Genomic DNA, 21,852 nt, shown 5'->3' on the forward strand with positions numbered 1-21,852 from the left:
TCGGTTAAATGCCTACGTCCACCTGAGGGGTGTCGGCGTTAGGGTTAATGTTAGGTTGGCAAATAATGACCTGTTTGCTGGGCGTGCCCAGTTGCATTAATTGGCGTTTAATGTGGTTTTGACGTTGTATGGCAAGAATCTCAAGCTGGGCATCGTCAATGTCCATTGGCTGCGTGTCACTTTCGTTAAACCCAGGTTTAATGGCGTTTTTTAAGGCAGGGCGATCGGCCTCACTTGCGCCGCCACAAAGTTTAATTTGAATGTCTTTGCGCTCTTTAAGTAAGGTGTTTATTTTGGTTAAGTACTGCTGCATTTCGCCCGACAAGCTGTCTTTTCCAGGGGTAAAGGTAATGGGTTGCAGTTTTACCGCCGCCATTTGGTCGGCTACAAATTCACCGGCTAAGGCAATGGCACCAAAGGGTTGCAATGCCAGCAGTAAATAGGTGCGCGAAGCGGTCATTAACGCGCTGTTCATGGCTTTGCTAATGACGCCACCAATGTCAAAGTTGGGGTTATTGGCGTCACCAGACACCGGCAGACTGAGTTTGATGTTGCCGCTTTTGTCTTGCAACAGTGCTAATCCCGACTCCAACGGCATAGAAAATTCTTTTTCAAACGCTTGGGCAGTTTTGGCATCGCTGCGGCGCAATTCTAATTTATTAAGGTTAATGTCATTTTGAGCATTGAGCTGGCCATCTTTAATAAGAGTGGTAAATTTGCCTGAGAGTTGACCGCTTCGTATTTGATAGCCAATCGCTTGCTCAACCAAACCCGAATATTCGGTTAACGATAAACTGTCGAGTTGCGATTTGGAATTTAACCCAAGGGTCGCGTTAAGAGGTTGCACTTCTCCTTGGCTGATAAATTGACTGAACTCGTCAATTTTGGCGTTTAAGGTGTAAGGCGTATCTTGATTGGGTTGGGTGCTGTCGATTGGCCCCAGGGTAAATTTAGTCAGCACCACATTTTTAATCAACGCCGGCTCGGTGGCGAGAGCGGTGAGTTTAATACTGTGTTGGCCGGTCGCGGTCAAACTGGCCAGTTGATAATTTAGACTCGACGGAGTTTTGGCTGGCGTTGCGAGTGCCGCATGTTTGTTGGCGGAATTGCTTGATGTGGGTTGGTTTGACGTTGGTTCATTTAACGTTGGTTTGCTGCGTGCTGGATTTAAGCGGTCCAATAATGCGTTGATGTGGATCGGTTGATAATTTGCGTCCAGCGTTAAATCGGTTTGGCTGTCGCGTAGCACCAGATTTCCCAAGGTTAACTGGGTGGGTGACTGGCTGGGCAGTTTAGAAGCCTGCCATTGCGCCGTATCCAAGGTAACGGCATTGAGTTTGACCAGGCCTGGTGAAGAAGGTGTTGCAGCACCCAAAATAAAATCGCTGGCGTTTAATTGAGTTAAGGTGATGTTTTCGAGTGATTGAATGTCGATGTTTTGGACGTTTAACTGAGCCAGTTGCGTTATTTGCACGCTCGCCTGTTGGGATTGCTGGAGTTTTTGGCCGTTTTTAACCCCGTGTTGCAGCGCCGCTTGCACAAGGCTCAGTGCGCCATTGGCCTTTAGCGTTATGGCCGAGGGTGCGGCCGTTGGCAAAGATGGATTGAGTACATTATTTTGCGCAACGCTTAACTGGCCTTGCCATTGTGCGTTGGTAAGTTGCGCCGTAAACGGTGCTTGGCTGAGCGCCGCGTTACTCAGCATAATGGCACCTTGCTGTGTCAGGTTAAAGCCCGCATGGGAAAGCTGCGCTTGCGCATTTAACTCGGCCGCAATATCCGCAGTCAGGTCAGAGAGGGTTTGAGCATCAACACTTTGCTGGGATTTTAATGCGTTGAGCGTTAATTTTCCTAATGCGCTGACCTTGGTGTCTTGACCGTTTTGCAGATCAATTTTGCCATTCCAATCGGCTTGGTTCAGCGCAAGGGTGTTTTGGCTGGTTGGCGTGGCTTGGGTAACGTCAACGTTGCTGACGCTAAGGTGGCCGTTGGTGTTAATGGTTTGTGCCGCGGCTTGGTAGGTTGCTTGGCCGTTCCAGCGGGCTTGATTGACTTGGGTTTTGGCATGGTGTGTTGCGCCAGTCGTGTCGGGTTCACGCTGGTCGTGTTGTATTTTTTGCACATTTAAATCGCCCTTGGCCACCACCTTAAGCGGTTGATTTTTATCGGCAGTGTTTAGCCCGCTCAGCACAACGTTTCCGTTCCAAGTGGTGTTGGCCAACGCAAGGGTTTGGTCGGCTTGCTCAATGCCCAGGCCTGTTAGGGTGACTTTACCGGTTTGTTTAAAGGTGGTTAACGCATCAAATACGCCGTGCAGATTGAGTTGCGCTTTGAGTGTGTCGAAGGTGTAATGTGATTGGGCGGTTTGGTTAAGTTTAAATTGTTTGGCTTGCACGTCGCCTTTTATAAACAATTTGGGAATAGCTTCGTTAAAAAAATGCACGTCGCCTTGCCAATGCAATTGTTTAACGTGCCCGATTGGCCGAGTTTGAGTTGTCTGAGCTTGGAATATTTGGCTGTTGTCTAGGGTAAAGTGACCCGTTTGATAATAGTGCAAACCGCTGTCGGTGGTTTCTAAGGTCAGCGTAAGGTCGGTACTCAGCTCGCCACTTAAACCTAGGCTATGCTCAGGGGTAAAGGGTTTTAGCAAATCTTGTAATTGGGTTAAATTTAGCTGTGACAGTTTTAACGTACCCACTAGTTTGGGATGCTTGGCAAACAGGTGCAGTTGCAAATTAGCGTTAAGCGGTGAGTCGTTAAAGGTGCTGTTTAAAATTAAGCGCGCGTAGTGGGTTTCCCAGGTGTATAAATCGTTTAAATGCAATCGTGTGATGTCATAACGACCTTGTCCTGTGGGTGAGCTTAACGCAAAGGTTACGTGGTTTAATTGCAAGTTTTGCACGCCAATCGGCAGCATTAAGGCTGACGTTTGGTCTGTGTCATCGTTGCGTTTGGGCAGCGCCAAACCGGCGATGAGCATTTTAAAATCGCTGGTTTGCTCAATGGGAATCAGGGCATCACTGATTTCAATAGACTCAATCCAAATTCTTGCGTTTAAAAGTTCACTTAATTTGATTTTAAGGTGTAATTGATTTATGTGCGCAAAATCGTTGGGTTGTTTGAGCATCTTAAGTTGATTAAGCGACAACGCACCGGTAAACGGGTTAAAACGGAGCGATTCAACGCTGACGTGCGTGACCCCTTGCGCTTGCGCCTGGGTCAGTAAATAATCTTGTAACGCCAGTTTGCTTAAGGTGGGCAGGGCTAAAATCAGGGCGATAATAAACAGCGCAAAACCGCTAAAAATGCGATGACACTTTGCAAAGTTGACTATTTTGACCATATCAAAACCTTCTCAAACCTTTTCAAAACAATGTAACACGGTGCATGAGACTTGTGCATAAGACCCATAAAACGCGTATTACGAGCATTAACGAGTTTCTATCATACCGTTTTAATGTGCATTTATTGTGTAAAAGTGGTTTTTTGCTGCGCTAAAATATCGCAAAAAGCCGCCAATAACGCCTCAATTTGCGCTGTGGTATGGGTGCTGCAAAGGGTTACTCGCAGGCGGGCTTGGCCTTGCGGCACAGTGGGAGGGCGAATAGCCCCCACCCAAAAACCGCGCTGTTTAAGCTGCTCGCTCCACGCCAGCGCGGTGTGCGCATCGCCCAGTAAAATGGGTTGAATGGCGGAGGGTGAGTCGATTAGCGTAAGCCCTAAAGCCTGGGCACCTTGCCTAAACTGACGAATGTGTTGCGCCAATGTTTCACGTGAAACCTGTGCGGCTTGCACTTGTTTTAAAGCCGCGCGACTGGCCGCCGCATTGAGTTGCGACATGGCGGTGGTGTATATATAGGGGCGTGCAAACTGAATTAAACTTTCTATTAACACCTGACTGCCGGCCACAAACGCCCCAGACGTACCAAAGGCTTTGCCTAAGGTGCCCACCAAAATGGTGTTGGCGTCTGGGGTTAAGCCTAGGTGTTCAAAACTGCCTTTGCCATTTTGCCCTAAGGCACCAAAACCGTGGGCGTCGTCCACCATTAACCAGGCCTGGTAAGTTTGTGCGAGGGTTTGTATTGTTTTAAGCGGGGCGATGTCGCCGTCCATGCTAAACACGCCATCGGTCACAATTAAGGCTTGTCCCGTACATGAAGCGTGTTGTTGTGCGGCCGCCTGCAAGCGGCGCTCTAACGCGGCCATGTCGTTGTGCGGGTAGCGTTTAAATTCGGCGCTTGATGCGTGTGCGCCGTCCACCAATGAGGCGTGGTTAAGCTTGTCGCCAATAATGACGTCGCCGGCTTGCATTAACGTCTGTTGTACCGCCAAGTTTGCCATGTAGCCGGTCGAAAACAGTAACGCGCGTTCAGTTCCTAGCCAATCGGCCAGCTCGTCTTCTAATAGATGATGATGCAAATGATGGCCGGTAACCAAATGCGCAGCGCCGGCACCAACGCCACTGAGCGTGCTGTTAAGTTCGGTTATTAAGGCGTCTTTAATGGCCGAACTGTTGGCCAACCCTAAATAATCGTTGGATGAAAAGTTAACCACCGTTAGGCCGTTAATTTGCATGATGGGTTGTTGCGGTGAGGTGACCAACGCCCGCGTGCGGTACAAATGCTGGTGTTGGCGCTCTTGTAAACGCGGGGTAAAGCGCTCGGCGATAGAGGTTGACATAAAATTCAGCGCACGCTTATTTTTAGGCCGTGAGTTCGGTGACTTGCGCGGCTAACTGTTGCGCCGCCCGCTCGGCTTTGCGGTTGGTCTGCATTTTAATGCCCAATTTAGCAAACAGCTCAATGTCGTGATCCGATTCGGGGTTGTCGGTGGTGAGCAGTTTGTCGCCGTAAAAAATTGAGTTGGCGCCGGCAAAAAAGCACAAGGCTTGCGCCTCGTCGGTGAGCGTCATGCGCCCAGCCGATAAGCGTACATAGGTTTGTGGCATGACGATGCGCGCAGTGGCAATGACTCTAATAAACTCAAACGAGTCGGTTTGGCCTTTCATGTGCGCCAGCGGCGTGCCTTCGATGGGCACTAATAAATTAATCGGCACCGAGTTTGGGTGAACGCGCATGGTAGCAAAAGTACGCAATAACTCGGCGCGGTCTTTGTGCGCCTCTCCCATGCCAATAATGCCGCCCGAACAGACGTTAATGCCGGCTTGTTGGACTTTATCAATGGTGTCTAAACGGTCTTGATAACTGCGCGTGGTGATGATTTTGGGGTAAAACGCCTCAGAGGTGTCGAGGTTGTGGTTGTAATAATCCAGCCCCGCTTCTTTAAGTTGTGCCACTTGTTCAGCGTTGAGCATGCCCAGCGTTAAACAGGTTTCAAGTCCCAAGTCTTTGACCACGCGCACCATTTCGAGTACACGCGGAAAGTCTTTTTTGGTGGGGTTGCGCCACGCCGCGCCCATGCACAGACGAGTTGCACCACGCTCTTTGGCCACCAAGGCTTGCTCGATGACCTCTTGCACTTCCATCATTTGTTCTTTTTCGATGTCGGTGTGGTTGCGTGCGCTTTGCGAACAATACGAGCAGTCTTCGGCGCAGCCACCCGATTTAATGTTTACCAAGGTGCTGGTTTGTACTTCATTGGGATTAAAATGTTGGCGATGTACGCTTTGTGCATAAAACATTAAATCGTTAAACGGTAAGTCCATAAGCCGACGAATTTCGTCCAGCGTCCAGTCGTGTCTTACTTGCCCTAGGGTGTGCAGGTTCATAGCGAATTTTCCGAGTTGAGCGAATTTGAATGGGCGTATTATACCTTGTGAGTTAGTCTCGAGTAGCGTGTCGGTTAAAAACTTATAAAACAACTTGCTTAATCATAGGGGTGGCCATAATGCATTGGCTCGAAAAATGGGTGATTCCACCGCGTTGCGTTATTACTCAAGAGGCAACTTTAGAGCGTGATTTAAGTGAGTCGCAAATAGGACAACTCTTTACGCCTGTGGGCGTTTGCCCGCAATGTTGTGAGCCCAGTTTTGGCGCTAAAGTGTGTGGGGCGTGCTTGGCTCAACCCCCAGCGTTTGATCGTACGCAAGTCGCGTATTATTTTGAAGCGCCACTGACCCAATTGGTTTACGATTTAAAGTATCATCAACAGCATGCTAACGCGCGTTTGTTGGCAGATTTGCTGGCCGAGCAGTTGGACGTGACCGAGGTGCAAGCCTTAATTGCCATTCCAATTCATCCGTTACGGCGCAAGCAACGCGGCTTTAACCAGGCCTGGTTGATTGCTAAACGACTGTCTAAGGTGCTTAATATTCCGTTAATAGAAAAGGTGGTTGAAAGAGTCGCTCATACGCCGAGCCAAACCCAGTTGACGGCCAAAGCGCGCGCGCAAAATTTAAAAAAAGCTTTTGCAGTTCACCCCGCCCATGCGCAGAGGTTGCACGGCTTGCAACATGTCGCATTGGTGGACGATGTGATGACGACGGGAGCAACCATGCACGAGGTTGCTAAACAGTTAAAACAACACAGTGCCATTAAGGTGGTGGAAGCGTGGGCAGTGGCTAAAACAGAATAAACAGAATAAACAGAATAAATAGAATAAATAGAATAAACAGAATAAACCGATGTAAAAACGCGCAATGAAAAAACGACACGATGTCATGCAGACTTTAAAAACGGAATCGAATCATGAAAATTGAAATGAAATTGGGTATGGATGAAGCAATTAAGCTCATTCAATCTTGTCACATTGACACCGTACCCGCCGAGATTTATCAATTAGACGAACTTATGTTGGCGCCCAATCCTAATAGCGCGCACGTGGCGCAATTATTGTCTAAAAACCCCGAGATATTGGGGGAGTTTTTGAGTTTGGCCAATCGCGTGTTAAATAAAAGCCCCGATGATTTAATTTTTGAAGCCAGTGGTGCGGTCAACTTATTAGGGCTAGACGAAATTAAACGGCTGTTTTTAAGCAGTTATTTAACCAAAAATCTGCCTATTAGTACCGAAGACCACAAGTTGATTGTTAATTGCCATCGTGCAGGGATTGCCGCTGCCGAACTGTCGTATTGGGTAAATGACATTAGCCGTACTGAAGCGTTTTTTATTACCTTTTTGCAAGATATTGGGGTGATTTATATGATGCGTTACGACCCAGATTATTACGCACAAACTTTTTTAAACGCCCAATTAACCTCACCGTTTAGTGCCTACGAAAAAGAGTTTGAACATTATCAAACGGCGCATACTTTTGTGGGCAGCGTTATTACACGCCGTTGGCATTTGGGCGATTTACTGAGCAAAAGCTTGCTCTTGCACCATCAAGAAAGTCTAGAGTCGGTAATGGCTTATGATGCTAAGGTGGCCAAAATGGTGGCACTGATGCAATTGGCCAACGTATTGACCTTTAAAGTGTTTTCGGATCACTACGAAACCGCCGAGTTAAAGCAAATTGAAGAACATACGGTGCGTTTTTTAGCTTTGCCAGATAACGCCGTGCAGGCCGCACAAGCGGCGCTTAAAAAGTGGGGAGAAGGCATTAATGATCATGTGTCATCGCATTAAACACCCTGTTAAGCCAGTGGTGCAAGTACGGGTTAAATTTTGTGCTAATCACAAATAATAAGAGATCTTTGAAAGGTCTCTTGGGGTTATTTATTTTATCTTTACGGTAATTCATGCAAAGGTTTCTATGCGTGGCACTGGACTGTCAACCCTTTTTCGTACACAAAGACGCCCATTTTTTATCTAAGTCCTTCATGGCTTTGATCCATTGATTTTCATACTCTACTGGCGAATAATCGTCATTGGTACTGTGCATTCTTTTGTGGTTGTACCAACCAATATATTCGGTCACGTCGTACAATGCTTCTTTACCCGTGCTGTAGGTTGTCCGATACACTCGTTCCTTTTTCAAAGAAGCAAAAAAACTTTCTACCACCGCATTATCCCAACAGTTTCCGCGACGGCTCATGCTGGGTTTTATGCCCCAGTGTTTGAGCACGTTACGATAGGCCTTGGAGACAAACTGACTGCCTTGATCCGTATGGATAATCAACCCGCGCTTGGGCTTTCGGCTCCACAACGCTCTCATTAAAGCGGTTTTTACCAGTTGGGCACTCATGTGTTTATCCATAGCCCAGCCAACCACTCGGCGTGAATATAGATCGATAAACACGGCTAGATATTGCCAGCCTTCCAGCGTGCGGATATAGCTAATGTCGGCGACCCATTTTTGATTCGGGCCTTTAACATTAAATTCGCGCTTGAGTACATTGGCCGCAATCCGGTCATCGTCAATGGCCGCCACATTGCGATTACGGTAACGCTGGCGTGTGACGACTTTTAACTCTAAGGTATTCATACGCTCAATAATATGTCGGCGACTGACGATGAGCTTATGCTTGCGCTTGAGGGCGGTTTTAATGCGTCGCGCACCAATGGTGTTTTTGTAGTCCTCGACCATCTTCGTGATGTGCTGATCTAGTTCGTTTAACCTCTTCTGTTGCTGAGCTTGCTTTTTGGTGCGCTCAGGCTGCGATTGAAGATGACTGGTGTAACTACTGCGTTTGAGATCCATTAATCGGCACAGTCGGCAAATTCCATAGTGGGCTTTATGTTCGTCTATCCAGGCGTACTTTGCTACTTGTGAACCGCAAAGTACGCCGCCGCCTTTTTAGGAGTTCAACGTCCTCCAATGCACGAGCGAGTTCGCGTTTGAGTTTGCGGTTCTGTGCCTCTAAATCGACTGGTATTGCGACAACCAGTTTAGTTGAAGCTTTATCAGGATTATCACGACGATGTTTATCAACCCAACCGTAAAGAGTGTTGTCTTTTATGTCTAAATCTCGGGCGATTTGTGCCACGGATTTTGAACCTTCTAGCGCCATTTCAATGGCTTGCAATTTGAGTTGGTCGTCATAGCGTTTTGATGTTTCATGTTCAATTCCTATTCGTATTTTTTAAGTCACATTTTAACGTGTCTTTGTGTACGAAGGATTGTAGCCAGTCCACACATTGATTTTAGAGGCTTTGAAATAGTTTAGGCTGGGCAAGTGGTTTTAAAGAAGAAATTACTAATATTTAAAGAGCTTCACTGTAAAATAACTGTCATAATTTTGTAAAAAAATCATAAAATAGAGCATGTTTTAAGTCCTTTAAATCAGTCTTAATTACAGTGTATATACTGAAATATTTGTGGATTTTTTGTCTCTCTTTAATGCTTTTTAATACTTTTCCAAAACTGGCAGGTGTGTTTGCAATTCTCTCTAAAAATTTGGCTTTTCAGCGCTTTGTTTATTTTGTTGTTTGGTTATTTTGGTGCTTTGACAGGTTTAGTCAAGCCCGTATTTTTAGCCAGTAGCCTGCAAAGTTTAGCGGTGCCCTTGCTGATGAGCGCTGGGGTGCTTGTCTTGGCAATGTGGGTGCAAGCGCACGCGCAAACTAATGCGAACAGTTCAACTTTAACTGTTTGGCGATGGTATAAGCCTCTTTTGGTTTACGGGTTGTTTTTTAGCATTACCTTAACGTCCTTGTTTGGTTTGACTACTACCTTAACGGGTTCGCACGCTACGTCTACCAGTATATGGTTTTATGGTTTGTCGTTTTATACGGCCTTTTTTGCCTATCATCTAGCACAGTCCTCCTTGCAGTCTGGCCATGTTTGGGTCGGCTCTAATCCTCTATTGCTGTTTACAGGTCCTATTGCGGCTTTTTTTACCTCTATTACCCATAAAGCGTGGCGTAAACGCCTGGCGTATTATCTGCCATTTTTGGTGTTGGGGATTTTTCTGTTTAAGGTAGTGGCGACGCCGTTAACCGAATTTTTTAAACTCATAGAGTTGACCGATGCGGTAAGTGCTGTTGTTTTTGCACTGATTTTTGAATTGTTTGTGTACGCTAATTTTTGCGGGTTGTCGTTGATTATTTATGCTCTGTTAGGCATTTTTGGGGTCAAAATTCCGCTTAATTTTAGGCAACCGTTTTCGGCTCGAAATTTAATTGAGTTTTGGAAAGGTTGGCACGTAAGTTTGTCTTTGGTACTAAAAGCCTTGTTTTACAATCCCACCAAACACGCCATGGGCAAATCACGCTGGGGCACGTACGCAGCGATTATGGTGGTTTTTATGGCGTCGGCTATGTGGCACGGCATTACCGTTAACTTTATTGTGTGGGGGTTGTTGCACGGCGCATTATTTGTACTGACATTGTGGTTGTTAAAATTAAGAGTGCGTTTTTTATTGGCGTGGGTGCCGGTATTGGTGTCTATTGTAATGCTATTGGCCATTGTTTTAGGGCGCATGATTTTTGCCGATTCTGACACCGAACGACTGCTAACCAAACTAAGCTTTGTGTACGAACCCAATACCGAACTTTGGTCAACCATTATGGCCGTGCCGCAAGCCGCCATGGCGGCGTTGCTCATAGCGTTGGGGTTGGTGTTGGTGGAGTTTACATTTGCTAAGCAAAAGCAAGTGGCCAAACGTAATTACAAATATTTACGGGTGCCCATAGCGCAATGGGGATTAATTGCCTTGTTTGTCTTGCTGGTCTCGGCCAATATAGGAATAGATTATGCGGTTTATGGTCAGCGTTAACAAATGGGCACTCTATGCAGGAATCCCGTTTTTATTGGGTTTTTATGGGCTGTATTTAGGGTATTTAGCGGCCACTTATGACGATCAAGGGCGCGCCAAAGCCATTAAAACTCAGTACCAGTCAGTGGCTAATACGCCCAATGTGCAAGGCTTAATTTTGGGCGGATCTAACGCTGTATTTGGTTTGTCAGCCCAGCAAATGAGCCGTGAACTGGGCATGAATATTCACAACGCCGCCCTGATTAACGAGGGCTTTAACCTAGATAATTATCACCAGTTTTTAATTAACCTTTCTACTCATTTACGTCGCAATGAAGTTGAGTGGGTGTTTTTGTCGCCCATGCGCATTTTGCGAGCACCGGGGCAATACGATGAGCCTACGCGCGATATGACGGGACGCGCCAAAACCTTTGCGCTTCTACCTGACAAAACTCTGCTTAATACTTTATTGGATTGGGGTAATTTACATCGTCCGTCTGACGATAAATATTACGGCAACATAACGCAGTACGGCGACTTTGATTTTAGCGGATTTAACTGCACGTTTTACGAAACTACGCGGGCGTTTGAGCCTATGGAAGACGCGTTGTTATTTACGTTTGTGCAGCAAGAAACTCAGTTTATTAAACGACTTTTTCCAAATGCCACGGTGGTGTTGGTAGCGCCCATGGAGTACGACCCACACGCCAATACTCGCCATGCGTATTTTGAAACCATGCGTCAAACCATGGCACAAAAACAGATCACGTTTATTGCCCAAGAAGCCATTACCGATTTAGAGCTAATGTGCGATACCGAACCCCACCCCAATGTCCAAGGTCGTGCACATCGCACAGCCGATTTGATTAAGCAGTTTAAAGCCCAACGTGAACAGGCTCATTGACCAGGCCTGGTACGTTAGATTAACGCTTTAACGCTTTTAGCCACTTCCATAAATTAAACAAACTTGCCAGTGATGCGGCCACGTAAGTCATGGCGCAGGCGCGTAATATCCTTTTGGCTATTTTTTGATCGTTAGCGTCTAAATATCCGCCCTCTTTTAATAAAGGCAAAGCGCGATTAAAGCTGGCGTCAAACTCAACAGGCAACGTGCTTAAGTGTATAAGTACTGGAACGCCCATAGCAATAACGCCTGCGCTAAAAGTGAGTAAGCCCACCATTGGGCTGTGGGTTAAGGGAATTAAAATAGGCGTTAGCATAAGCGCAACGCCGGCAAATTTTTGCATGACCGCAGCGCGCTCAATCAACGCAGTGCGCTCTTTGAGTTGTGGATAGTCTGATTGGTCTTGCAATGCATGACCCACTTCGTGAGCGACGGTGGTAATGGCGGTTAAACTGTTGGAATGGGCGTTTAATGTAGAGATGCGCACCACTTTTTCAATGGGATCGTAATGATCACCATCGCTCGTTTCTTCAATGCGCACACCTATTAACTGATATTTTTTGACCAAGTGTTGAGCAAACTCCAGGCCTGTTCCCGGTAAAGTGGGGTGAGGAACGCGATGCTTATTAAGAATGTGTTTGGTTAAAAGACTGGGCAAAGAGGTCAGTAAAAACAGCAGTACAAAGCCTACGACTAAAAATCCCATGGTGACTCCGTTTACGGTAAGTGGGTTGACTGACGCTCAGTGCATTGGTTTAACCGATTAAGTGCGTGCACTGTGCTGGCGTATTTTACAAGGTTTGGCGTGTCGTTTTCTAAGATTGATAATGCACGCAGTTGGCTGTCTGGCACAGCGCACATAGCCAACCCAGCCGCACTAGGAAGTTGCTCGTCTAACAAAATCCACTGTGGTTTTTGACCGGGTAGCCTAAATGCTTGGCTGTCTTGCCAGCCATGTTCACTGTAAAACTGTGTGCTTAAAATAGCTTGAATGTGCGCAATGGCTTGGTTTACTGAGGCCAGTGAGGGGGCAGAGTCTTGCGTCAAACTTTGAGTCAAGTTATGCGCAGGTAAGTTTACTCGTTGCTTGTGTGATGCTTGCCAATCTTGTAAACCTTGCAAAACCGCAGCGTAATCGTCCAAACCTGCATTGTGTAAAAACGTACCCTGTTCACTTACTGCACGAGGCGGTGAGGCAAGCATTATTAGACGAGTTAATTGCGCGGCTAATGCATCGGCGTGCTTGGCATAGGGTAAATCAGTTTGGTTAGGTAATTGGCTGGCGTTGCTAAGCGCTGATAAAACATACCCATTCCAGCTTAAAAGGCCTTTAGCGTCACGCGGTATTTGACTGGGTAAGCTTTGTGGTTGGTTTTGCAACGTCATTTTGACGGTATTCCAAAGCGCACTAGGCAGTTTAGAATGCGGCGCAGGATGCCATCCTAGCGCATAAGGTGGACTTTGATGCAGTGACCAGGCCTGGTTAAGTTGCTTAAATTGTGTCGGGGTAAAGAGAGCGGCTAATTGTTGTGCATTAAATAGGTAGTTACCGCCTTCTTGGCCTTGCGCGTCAATGGCCGATTGGCTGCTTTGGTAAAGCTGAGTGTTAGAATCTAATAAATGTTGGTGTAGATAATTAAGGGTGCGTTGGGCAGTCATTACAAAGTCTGGCCGCTGCCAACGTGCCCCCGCCTTTAAATAGACGCTGGCTAGAAGAGCATTGGTGTATGTCATTTTTTCAAAATGCGGCGTTTGCCATTCGGGGTCGATGCTGTAGCGATAAAATCCACCATTGATATGATCAAATAAGTGTGCAGTTTGCATGTGCTCTAGCGTGAGAATAACCCATTCCTCAATAGCACTGGGCAAGGAGTTTAAATGTACTAAAGTGTTGAGCAGTGGTGCTTCGGGAAACTTTGAAGTGCCTGTAAGCCCGCCACTTAAATCATCTATTTGGGTGCTGAGATGTGCAAACAGTTTTAGATTAAGGTTATTAATGCGCTCTGGGACGTTGGTCGCTAAAGTGGCATGTTTGGATTGGGTTGATTGAGTAATTGATGCGTTGTGCTCGGTTTGTTCTTTTTTAGCCAAGGCTTTGAGTGTTTGAGCGTGTGTGCGCCATAGGTCATTTAAGGTGGTAAGTCGTTGGTTAAAGTCGGCGTTGGGTTCATATAAAAAGGCATTAAGGGGTAGACCTTCAGGGGTAAGCACAACATGCAACGGCCAACCGGCCTGACCATTGGTACGTTTGGCAAATTCCATTAAGTAACCGTCAAGCTCTGGGTGCAGTTCTCGGTCGAGTTTTACACTGATAAAATGCTGATTAAGCAGGCGCGCACTGGCTTGATTTTGATAGGTTTCCGCCTGCATTACATGACACCAATGACAAGCAAAGTAACCACTTGAAATTAAAATGAGTTTGTTTTGGGTTTGAGCCTTTTGCAACACGTCGGCACGCCAATCGAGCCAATCAACAGGGTCAAATCCGTGCATAGCCAAATACGGGCTGGCGTGTTGAGCCAATGCATTGGGCACTTGATGCTGGGAAGAAGGATTTGAAAAACTTACTGTAGACACTAAAACTGCGCTTAAAAAAGCGCTTAATTTAAGAATTGTTTTTGCTCTTAAATTCATACAAACCTGCGTTAAAAAACGATTGACCAGGCCTGGTGAGTTTATTAAAGTAGGTAAAACCGTCTGTTTAACGTTGCCGTAAGACAATATAACAACGTTAAGAGGATGTGCTGCTTGGAACCGTTGCAGATGTTTTACTGACTTTAGTGCTCTCATCGTGTGCATCATCGTGTGCATCATCGTGAGGCGTATTGGTTTGAGCAAGCGGTGGAGCAGCATCGTGAGCATCATCTTGAGTTCCTTTTGCCTTTTCAGAATCAGTTTTAGCCGCTTGTTGACGAGCGGTGTATTCCTTGTCTAGCAGGCTCATATCAGAATCCATTTTTTCAAACTCTTTATCCCAGTCAAAATTGTCATTGACCTGATCAGCATAGCGATCATCAAACTCGTACTCGGGCGTTGCGGTGGTTTTTACATTGCCCGACGAAGAAGAGGGCGTTGGCGTTGTGGGCGGTGTATCCGAAGCCGTTGGGTTATCTTCATCTTGATCACCCTCTTTTACAACACGATGTTTTTTAACGTATTCACCTACCACCAAACCAACTTCAAAAAGTAGCCACATAGGTATGGCCAATAGGGCTTGAGAGATAACATCTGGTGGGGTGAGTAACATACCAATAACAAAAGCCCCTACAATGATGTAGGGACGAGAGTGGCGCATTTTTTCAGGCGATACCATGCCCGTTAAAATAAGCAGAACGGTTATTATCGGTACTTCAAATGCCATACCAAATGAAAAAAACATTTTAATTACAAAGTCTAGGTACAGTGAGATATCCGTGGCAATGGTAACGCCATCGGGTGCGGCTTGTGACAAGAAGCCAAATACCAAAGGAAACACCACGTAATAGGCAAATAAGCCACCAGCGTAAAATAAAAACGAGCTAAAAAACAGCAGTGGCGCAACCAATTGGCGCTCATGCTTATAAAGAGCAGGTGAAATAAAACGCCATAGTTGATACAACAAATAGGGCATTGCTAAATAAATAGCCAACACAAAGCTTAATTTAAAGGGGGTTAAAAACGGCGAGGCCACGCCAGTGGCAATCATGCTGGTGCCAGCCGGTAGGTAGCGCGTTAGCGGTTCTGAAATATAGACGTAGATTTCGTTTGCGAACGGAAACAGAATTAAAAAGAACACAATAATGGCGATGATAGAGCGCGTAAGACTGGTTTTTAAGTCTAACAAATGCTGAATCAGCGTCATTTCTTGGTCGTTAGGGGGCAGCGCAGTGTTGCTCATAAAATTAACTTTTTGAACTGTCTAAACCAGGTTGCAGCACTTTTTCAGGCTTTAACTCGGTCGTCGGGGCGGAAGACTTAGGATTGGTGTCGGCGGTTTTAGGCGTCTGAACCACTGGTTGTTCAATAGGCGTTGTTTGAACTGCTGGCGTGGCTTTAGGCGGTTCGGGCGCTCGATTAAATTGACTGCTTGCTGAATCAATTTGCTCTTCTTCGGGCACAACCGTACCGCCAAATGGACGCTGAAACTCTTCAAGCTTTAAGCCGTCGCCAAAATTTAAACCACTTTGTAGGTCTTTGTGAATGCGTTCAATGCTGTTTTTTTCGGCTTCTAAATTCATCGACTGCTGAAAATCTCGAATGGTTTCTTGAACTTGGCCTTCTTCTTTTACCGAGTTAATAAAACGTCGCATTTTACCGGCAAATCGACCGATAGAGCGTGCTACTTCGGGCATACGCTCAGGGCCAATAACCAGTAAGGCGATAATTAACACGAGTAATACTTCTAAAAAACCAATATCAAACATTGAGTTTCAACTTGTTAGTGAGATGTGCCGTGAGCTAAAAAAAGCAAAAAGAAAAGTACAATCAGCTTATGGTTTGCTTAGAGTTATTAAACCTTGTCTTTAAATTCGGTTGGTTTAACGTCACCTGGTTTAATTTCTGCGGCTTTCTTTTCTTCAGCTACTACGTCAAAAACGTTTTCGCCGTCTTTCTTTTCTAGTTTTTGTTCAGCCACGGCAAGGTCTTTTTTCTCTTCTTCGTCTTTAACCGAACTTTTAAAACCTTTAATAGCTGCACCCAAATCGCTTCCGACGTTTTTTAGGCGTTTTGCGCCAAACAGTACTAATACGATGGCTAAAATAATAAGTAATTGCCAAATGCTGATGCCCATGATGTTGCTCCGTTGTGAGTGACTTTATTGAATAAGCCATTCGGTTTATATAATTAACCGTCGTGATTAACTGTCGTGTTATGTAGGCGCAGGCTAAGTGCGACGGGCGCATTAAACCAACTGTTTTTTAATAGCCGCTAATGATAGCAAATTTAAAATGCAAATTTAGTAATTTGAATACATTAAATCTTGGGCGTATTACTGGCCTAAAAGGTGAATGTGAATGTGAAACACCTCTTGTCCACCGCTTTCTCCGGTGTTGATTTGAGTTTTAAAACCGTCTAATCCTTGTGATTGGGCAATTTGTGGCAGTAACAGCATCATGTGACCCATGACGTCTTTGTCGTCTGGGGTTAAATCGAATAAAGTGGCAATGGGTTTTTTGGGAATGATTAATAAGTGCACTCGGGCTTTGGGATTGATGTCGTTAATAACAATGCATTTTTCGTCTTCATGAATAAAAGTGGCCGGAATTTCACGGTCGATAATTTTGCTGAAGATACTTTTTTCAGGTGACATAGTGGGTTCCTTGCTGCTGACTGTATTTGAATGTGTGGCTTATTTCGCGACCGAGCGACTGGCTTTTTCATCCAGGCCTGACAACCCGAAACGGCGTTGCAGTTCGCGGGTTACGTCATCGCTTGATAGGTTTTGATGTGCCAATAACACCAGGGTGTGAAACCACAGGTCGGCTACTTCGTATACTAGGTGGTCGGTATCGCCGTTGTGTTCAAGGTCTTTGGCGGCCATGATGGTTTCGACGGCTTCCTCACCGACCTTTTTAAGGATTTTTTCGAGGCCTTTATGGTAAAGACTGGCCACATAAGAGCTGTCGGGCGATTGGTTTTTACGCGATTCTAAAATCGCATCGAGTTGTTTTAAAATATCGCTCATAGTCGAACCTCGATGCCTTCTGCTTGCATGGCCAGTTTGGCCTCTTGGATGGTGTGTTGGCCAAAGTGAAAAATGCTGGCGGCCAGAACTGCTTCTGCGTGACCTTGGGTAATGCCTTGGGCAAGGTGGCTTAGCTCACCTACACCGCCCGAGGCGATGACCGGGATTTTAACACTGTCGGCAATGGCGCGGGTCAGTTCTAAATCAAAGCCAATTTTGGTGCCATCGCGATCCATGCTGGTAATAAGCAGTTCACCCGCGCCCAGTTGCGCCATACGAATCGCCCATTCTACTGCGTCAATGCCAGTGGCTTTTCGTCCACCGTGGGTAAAGATTTCCCATTTATCGGCTTCAGGGGGCTGGCTGACTTTTTTGGCGTCAATCGCCACCACAATGCATTGCGAGCCAAAGGTGTCGGCGGCTTCTTTAACGAAACCCGGGTTAAAAATGGCGGCCGAGTTGATTGAGACTTTGTCGGCGCCGGCGTTGAGCATGGTGCGAATGTCGTCAATGCAGCGAATGCCGCCACCCACTGTAAGGGGAATAAACACCTGGCTGGCGACTTGTTCTACCATGTGTACCGTGGTGTTGCGATTGTCGGCGGTGGCGGTGATGTCTAAAAAGGTAATTTCATCTGCGCCTTGTGCGTCGTAGCGTTTGGCGATTTCGACCGGGCAGCCGGCGTCACGAATGTCTAAAAACTGTACGCCTTTTACCACGCGACCGTTATCAACGTCTAGGCAAGGAATGATGCGTTTGGCAAGCGTCATAGTAAATTCCTAAAATTAATATAAAAAGCCTTTGACCAGGCCTGGTAAGTTACGTTTATGGTTTAAACCGATTTGTACGGTGACAAGCTGTCGGATAACGCTTGGCCTTCTTTAAAGTTTAATGTGCCTTCGTAGATGGCGCGTCCAGTAATAGCGCCACTGACGCCGTCGGCTTCAATTTTGGCTAGGCCGCGAATGTCGTCTAAATTGGTGATGCCGCCCGAGGCGATAATAGGAATGCGCAAGGCTTTGGCTAAGGCTTGTGTGGCTTCAATATTAACCCCTTGCATCATGCCATCGCGGCCAATGTCGGTGTAAATAATGGCTTCTACACCGTCGTTTTCAAATTGTTTGCCGAGTTCGGTGACTTCAAACTGAGTGACTTCAGCCCAGCCATTGATGGCCACCATGCCGTTTACCGCGTCTAAACCAACCATAATGTGGCCTGGAAACGCTTGACAGGCTTGCGCGACAAATTGGGGGTTGTGTACCGCTTGAGTACCAATAATGCAGTAACTTACGCCGGCGTTTAAATAGGCTTCGATGGTTTTTAGGTCGCGAATGCCGCCGCCAATTTGAATGGGCAGGTCGGGGTACGCTTCGCGCACTTGATAGACCGCTCCACCATTGACCGGCTTGCCTTCAAATGCACCGTTTAAATCGACCATGTGCAAGCGGCGCGCGCCTTCGTTTACCCAGCGTTGCGCCATGGCGACAATGTCGCCCGAAAAAACGGTGGCGTCTTCCATAATGCCTTGACGTAAACGAACGCATTGGCCATCTTTAAGGTCGATTGCGGGAATTAGTAACATAGTGACACCCTTGAAAATTTGAATTTATAAAATAGTTAAACTGTTTTAAGGGTTACGGTTGGCCGTTCCACGCTAAAAAGTTTTTAAACAGTTGTAAGCCACCATCGGCACTTTTTTCGGGATGTGCTTGAATGGCAAACAGGTTTTTGTGGCTTAATACTGACGCAAATTCAATGCCGTGTGTGGTGGTGCCACACACGATGTGCTGGTTTTGCGGCTGCACATAGTAGCTGTGTACAAAGTAAAAGCGACTGTCTTGGTGAATGTTGTGCCACAGCGGGTGCGCTTGAGTTTGGTGAATTTGATTCCAACCCATATGCGGAATTTTAAGGGTGCTGTTGGTGTCAAACTCAAAGTGTTTGACCAGGCCTGGTAACACCCTCAAACAGTCGATTCCAGCGTTTTCATCGCTGTGTGTCATTAATACTTGCAGCCCCATGCAGATGCCTAAAAACGGTTTTTCTTGCGCGGCTTTTTGAATAGGGTGAATCATGCCGGTGTCGAGCAATGCGCCCATACACGCTTTGGCCGCACCTTGCCCCGGAAAAATGACCGCATCAGCGTTTTCAATGTCGTCGGGGTGTTGTGTTACTAAAATACGGGTGTTCGCGTCGGCCATGTGTTCGGCGGCTTTGGCGACCGAGCGCAAATTTCCCATGCCGTAATCGACTACGGCCACCAATTTTTGATTCATTTACAACGATCCCTTGGTGGATGGCATTTTACCTGCCATTCGTTCGTCGGGCGATAAGGCCATGCGTAAAGCGCGGCCAAACGCTTTAAAAATAGTTTCGGCTTGGTGGTGCGAGTTGTGGCCACGCAGGCAATCAATGTGCACGGTGGCTTTGGCGTGATTGACAAAGCCTTGAAAAAATTCAAACACCAATTCGGTTTCAAATTGACCAATGGTTTCACGGGTAAAGTCGGCATTAAAGACCAGGCCTGGTCGGCCTGAAAGGTCGATGACCACGCGCGACAGCGCTTCATCTAACGGCACATAAGCGTGACCATAACGGGTAATGCCTTTTTTATCGCCAACGGCTTGATCAATTGCTTGACCCAACGTAATGCCTACGTCTTCGACGGTGTGGTGGTCGTCAATGTGATTGTCGCCTAAGGCCGTAATGTCCAGGTCAATCATGCCGTGGCGGGCAATTTGGTCTAGCATGTGTTCAAAAAAGGTACACCGGTTTTTAGGTTGGCTATGCCTTCACCGTCTAGGTTTACTGCAATTTTAATTTGGGTTTCAAGGGTGTTGCGCTCAATGGTTGCCGTACGCATAAGAGAGTCCTTAGAGTTAAAGTCCGCCTATAATAACTGAAAAGATGGGTTATTTATATCGCGAGTTTGCGTAAGTTAAGGTTGCATTAAGCTGTTTAGGATTAGTGAGAAGGGATAAGTGGAGGCTAAGTAGGGCATATAAGCAGTCGCTGGATGTTAATGATAAGGAAAAGTGATATGCCCTCATAAATAATTTTAGGCATGCAATAAGGGCATTCTTTTGGGATAATGCGAAGGATTTTTTAAACCGTCTGACTTTTTATTAAGGTTTTAGAAATTTAATCCATGTGATTACTTGATATGGATCAAGTTTTTAAAATTCATTTGACTACGGCTGGCAACAAGGCAAGGTATAATTTTTTGCTGAGGAGTCCTGTTTGTTTGGTCAAAAAACTTAAGACAAATTTGGGCAAAGACTTTAAGACTAGTAAGGGGAATCCGGCTGATGGATACTATCGCAAAACCACAATATGACAATGGTGTGGTTCAGTATTTAACAGTGGGCGCAGTGGTTTTCTTGGTGTTAGGTACGCTTATGGGTACTTATGCAGCAGCAGAACTTGCTTGGCCTGTGTTAAATTTTGATATCGCGGAAATCACTTTTGCACGTTTACGTGTAATGCATACAAATACTGTTATTTATGCATTTGGTGGTATGACGTTAATGGCAACAGCTTTTTACACCGTACAACGTACAAACGGCGTAAGACTTTGGAGCAACACAATGGCTTGGGCAACAGCAATCCTGTTTACCGTTGGGCTATTGGGTGTAGTTGTAACCCTTTCTTTGGGTATGACTACTGGTAAAGAATACCATGAACAAATTTGGCCTTTAGCCATTGCTGTTGCATTGGTTTGGACGTTATATACGTTTAATTTTATGATGACCATTGCGTCACGTAATAAAGAAACGCATCCAAACGTATACGTTTCAAACTGGTTCTTTATGGGTATGATGATTGCAATCACATATCTGTATGTAGTAAACGGTTTGGCGATTCCAGTATCATTGTTTCAATCGTACTCGCTGTTTGCGGGTGTGCAAGATGCCATGATTCAATGGTGGTGGGGGCATAACGCGGTAGGTTTCTTCCTAACGGCGGGTTTCCTTGCAATCATGTACTATTTCGTACCTAAGCAAGCGCAACGTCCAATTTACTCGTACCGTTTATCGGTTATTCACTTTTGGGCTTTAATGTTTGGTTATGTCTGGTTAGGTGCTCACCACCTTCAGTACACAGCATTGCCAGATTGGACCGGTTCATTAGGCGCAGTAATCTCTTTAGCGATGATTATCCCTTCATGGGGTGGTGCACTAAACGGAATGCTAACGCTTTCAGGCGCTTGGGATAGATTACGTACTGATTATATTTTGCGTTTCTTGATCATCTCTTTGGCTTTCTATGCAATGTCAACGTTTGAAGGGCCAGTAATGGCAGCGAAAACAGTAAACGCCTTGTCGCATTATACCGATTGGACTGTTGGTCACGTTCACTCAGGTGCACTAGGATGGGTTGCAATGGTGTCTATTGGTGCCATTTATCACATGATTATGAAACTGTGGAAAACAGAAATGTATTCTATGCAGTTGATTAACTTCCATTTCTGGTTGGCAACAATTGGTACGGTGTTTTACATTGTGGCTATGTGGGTATCTGGAATTATGCAGGGTCTAATGTGGCGTGCATACGACGAATACGGAACATTAGCCTATACGTTCGCTGAATCTGTTTCAGCAATGCACCCATATTACGCAATGCGTACGTTAGGTGGATTCTTATTCTTTACGGGTGCGGTTGTCATGTTATACAACGTGGTAATGACTATTCGTATGGCGAATGCAAAATCGACTCAAGCAGTTGAAGCGCGCGCATAAGGCATAA

General features: G+C 46.0%; 20 protein-coding genes and 1 pseudogene. 5 read left to right on the forward strand and 16 right to left on the reverse strand.

Annotation, left to right across the window (positions count from 1 at the left end; translation table 11 throughout):
• Positions 1 to 4: 4 nt before the first annotated feature.
• The 3 genes from EP181_RS00790 to bioB all read right to left on the reverse strand — a co-directional run bounded on the left by EP181_RS00790 (position 5) and on the right by bioB (position 5,728).
• Positions 5 to 3,343 (reverse strand): DUF748 domain-containing protein, encoded by a 3,339-nt coding sequence (locus EP181_RS00790; protein WP_127469970.1) that lies wholly within the window; start codon positions 3,341 to 3,343, stop codon positions 5 to 7.
• A gap of 122 nt (positions 3,344 to 3,465) precedes the next feature.
• On the reverse strand, positions 3,466 to 4,680 hold the full coding sequence (gene bioF, locus EP181_RS00795) for an 8-amino-7-oxononanoate synthase (protein WP_127469971.1): 1,215 nt from the start codon (positions 4,678 to 4,680) through the stop codon (positions 3,466 to 3,468).
• 22 nt (positions 4,681 to 4,702) lie between these two features.
• The gene (bioB, locus tag EP181_RS00800; protein WP_127469972.1) at positions 4,703 to 5,728 is read right to left on the reverse strand and encodes a biotin synthase BioB; all 1,026 of its coding nucleotides are present in this window, start codon (positions 5,726 to 5,728) and stop codon (positions 4,703 to 4,705) included.
• 119 nt (positions 5,729 to 5,847) lie between these two features.
• Between bioB and EP181_RS00805 the strand changes: the two genes are divergently transcribed.
• Positions 5,848 to 6,534, forward strand: coding sequence for a ComF family protein (locus EP181_RS00805; protein ID WP_127469973.1), 687 nt, complete (start codon positions 5,848 to 5,850; stop codon positions 6,532 to 6,534).
• Between the two features lie 113 nt (positions 6,535 to 6,647).
• Positions 6,648 to 7,526: an HDOD domain-containing protein gene (locus EP181_RS00810; RefSeq protein ID WP_127469974.1), complete on the forward strand. Its 879-nt coding sequence runs from the start codon at positions 6,648 to 6,650 to the stop codon at positions 7,524 to 7,526.
• Between the two features lie 145 nt (positions 7,527 to 7,671).
• On the opposite strand, the gene EP181_RS00815 is transcribed toward EP181_RS00810, so the two are convergent.
• Together EP181_RS00815 and EP181_RS00820 are read right to left on the reverse strand one after the other, a co-directional pair.
• On the reverse strand, positions 7,672 to 8,589 hold the full coding sequence (locus EP181_RS00815; RefSeq protein ID WP_127469975.1) for an IS3 family transposase: 918 nt from the start codon (positions 8,587 to 8,589) through the stop codon (positions 7,672 to 7,674).
• Complete coding sequence (locus EP181_RS00820; protein ID WP_338064749.1) at positions 8,576 to 8,920, reverse strand: transposase; 345 nt, start codon at positions 8,918 to 8,920, stop codon at positions 8,576 to 8,578. The genes EP181_RS00815 and EP181_RS00820 overlap by 14 nt, the downstream gene beginning before the upstream one ends.
• A gap of 366 nt (positions 8,921 to 9,286) precedes the next feature.
• Here EP181_RS00820 and EP181_RS00825 point away from each other — a divergent pair, with 366 nt between their 5' ends.
• Together EP181_RS00825 and EP181_RS00830 are read left to right on the forward strand one after the other, a co-directional pair.
• On the forward strand, positions 9,287 to 10,558 hold the full coding sequence (locus EP181_RS00825; protein ID WP_127469977.1) for an MBOAT family O-acyltransferase: 1,272 nt from the start codon (positions 9,287 to 9,289) through the stop codon (positions 10,556 to 10,558).
• A complete protein-coding gene (locus tag EP181_RS00830) occupies positions 10,536 to 11,441 on the forward strand; it encodes a hypothetical protein (protein WP_127469978.1) in 906 nt (301 codons plus the stop codon). The genes EP181_RS00825 and EP181_RS00830 overlap by 23 nt, the downstream gene beginning before the upstream one ends.
• 19 nt (positions 11,442 to 11,460) lie before the next feature.
• Here the strand turns inward: EP181_RS00830 and EP181_RS00835 are convergent, their stop codons facing one another.
• From EP181_RS00835 to hisB, 11 genes and pseudogenes are all read right to left on the reverse strand, one after another.
• The gene (locus EP181_RS00835) at positions 11,461 to 12,147 is read right to left on the reverse strand and encodes a zinc metallopeptidase (RefSeq protein ID WP_127469979.1); all 687 of its coding nucleotides are present in this window, start codon (positions 12,145 to 12,147) and stop codon (positions 11,461 to 11,463) included.
• A gap of 11 nt (positions 12,148 to 12,158) precedes the next feature.
• Complete coding sequence (locus EP181_RS00840; protein WP_172959651.1) at positions 12,159 to 14,018, reverse strand: thioredoxin domain-containing protein; 1,860 nt, start codon at positions 14,016 to 14,018, stop codon at positions 12,159 to 12,161.
• 154 nt (positions 14,019 to 14,172) lie between these two features.
• Positions 14,173 to 15,318: a twin-arginine translocase subunit TatC gene (gene tatC / locus EP181_RS00845; protein WP_127469981.1), complete on the reverse strand. Its 1,146-nt coding sequence runs from the start codon at positions 15,316 to 15,318 to the stop codon at positions 14,173 to 14,175.
• 4 nt (positions 15,319 to 15,322) lie between these two features.
• Positions 15,323 to 15,844, reverse strand: a complete 522-nt coding sequence (tatB, locus tag EP181_RS00850; RefSeq protein ID WP_127469982.1) for a Sec-independent protein translocase protein TatB — start codon at positions 15,842 to 15,844, stop codon at positions 15,323 to 15,325.
• Positions 15,845 to 15,930: 86 nt separating this feature from the next.
• Positions 15,931 to 16,212: a Sec-independent protein translocase subunit TatA gene (locus tag EP181_RS00855; RefSeq protein ID WP_127469983.1), complete on the reverse strand. Its 282-nt coding sequence runs from the start codon at positions 16,210 to 16,212 to the stop codon at positions 15,931 to 15,933.
• Between the two features lie 198 nt (positions 16,213 to 16,410).
• Positions 16,411 to 16,731: a histidine triad nucleotide-binding protein gene (locus EP181_RS00860; protein ID WP_127469984.1), complete on the reverse strand. Its 321-nt coding sequence runs from the start codon at positions 16,729 to 16,731 to the stop codon at positions 16,411 to 16,413.
• 39 nt (positions 16,732 to 16,770) lie between these two features.
• Positions 16,771 to 17,106 (reverse strand): phosphoribosyl-ATP diphosphatase, encoded by a 336-nt coding sequence (locus EP181_RS00865; RefSeq protein ID WP_127469985.1) that lies wholly within the window; start codon positions 17,104 to 17,106, stop codon positions 16,771 to 16,773.
• On the reverse strand, positions 17,103 to 17,876 hold the full coding sequence (hisF, locus tag EP181_RS00870; RefSeq protein WP_127469986.1) for an imidazole glycerol phosphate synthase subunit HisF: 774 nt from the start codon (positions 17,874 to 17,876) through the stop codon (positions 17,103 to 17,105). Before hisF ends, EP181_RS00865 begins: the two co-directional genes overlap by 4 nt.
• 62 nt (positions 17,877 to 17,938) lie before the next feature.
• Positions 17,939 to 18,688 carry a 1-(5-phosphoribosyl)-5-[(5-phosphoribosylamino)methylideneamino]imidazole-4-carboxamide isomerase gene (gene hisA / locus EP181_RS00875; RefSeq protein WP_127469987.1) on the reverse strand — a complete coding sequence of 250 codons (750 nt, stop codon included), beginning with the start codon at positions 18,686 to 18,688 and terminating at the stop codon, positions 17,939 to 17,941.
• Between the two features lie 52 nt (positions 18,689 to 18,740).
• Positions 18,741 to 19,382 (reverse strand): imidazole glycerol phosphate synthase subunit HisH, encoded by a 642-nt coding sequence (hisH, locus tag EP181_RS00880; RefSeq protein ID WP_127469988.1) that lies wholly within the window; start codon positions 19,380 to 19,382, stop codon positions 18,741 to 18,743.
• Positions 19,383 to 19,969: pseudogene (gene hisB / locus EP181_RS00885) on the reverse strand (imidazoleglycerol-phosphate dehydratase HisB).
• Between the two features lie 445 nt (positions 19,970 to 20,414).
• On the opposite strand from hisB, the gene ccoN reads away from it, so the two are divergent.
• Positions 20,415 to 21,845, forward strand: coding sequence for a cytochrome-c oxidase, cbb3-type subunit I (ccoN, locus tag EP181_RS00890; RefSeq protein ID WP_127469989.1), 1,431 nt, complete (start codon positions 20,415 to 20,417; stop codon positions 21,843 to 21,845).
• Positions 21,846 to 21,852 lie beyond the last annotated feature (7 nt).

This window comes from Thiomicrorhabdus aquaedulcis (genome assembly GCF_004001325.1).
GTDB lineage: Bacteria > Pseudomonadota > Gammaproteobacteria > Thiomicrospirales > Thiomicrospiraceae > Thiomicrorhabdus > Thiomicrorhabdus aquaedulcis.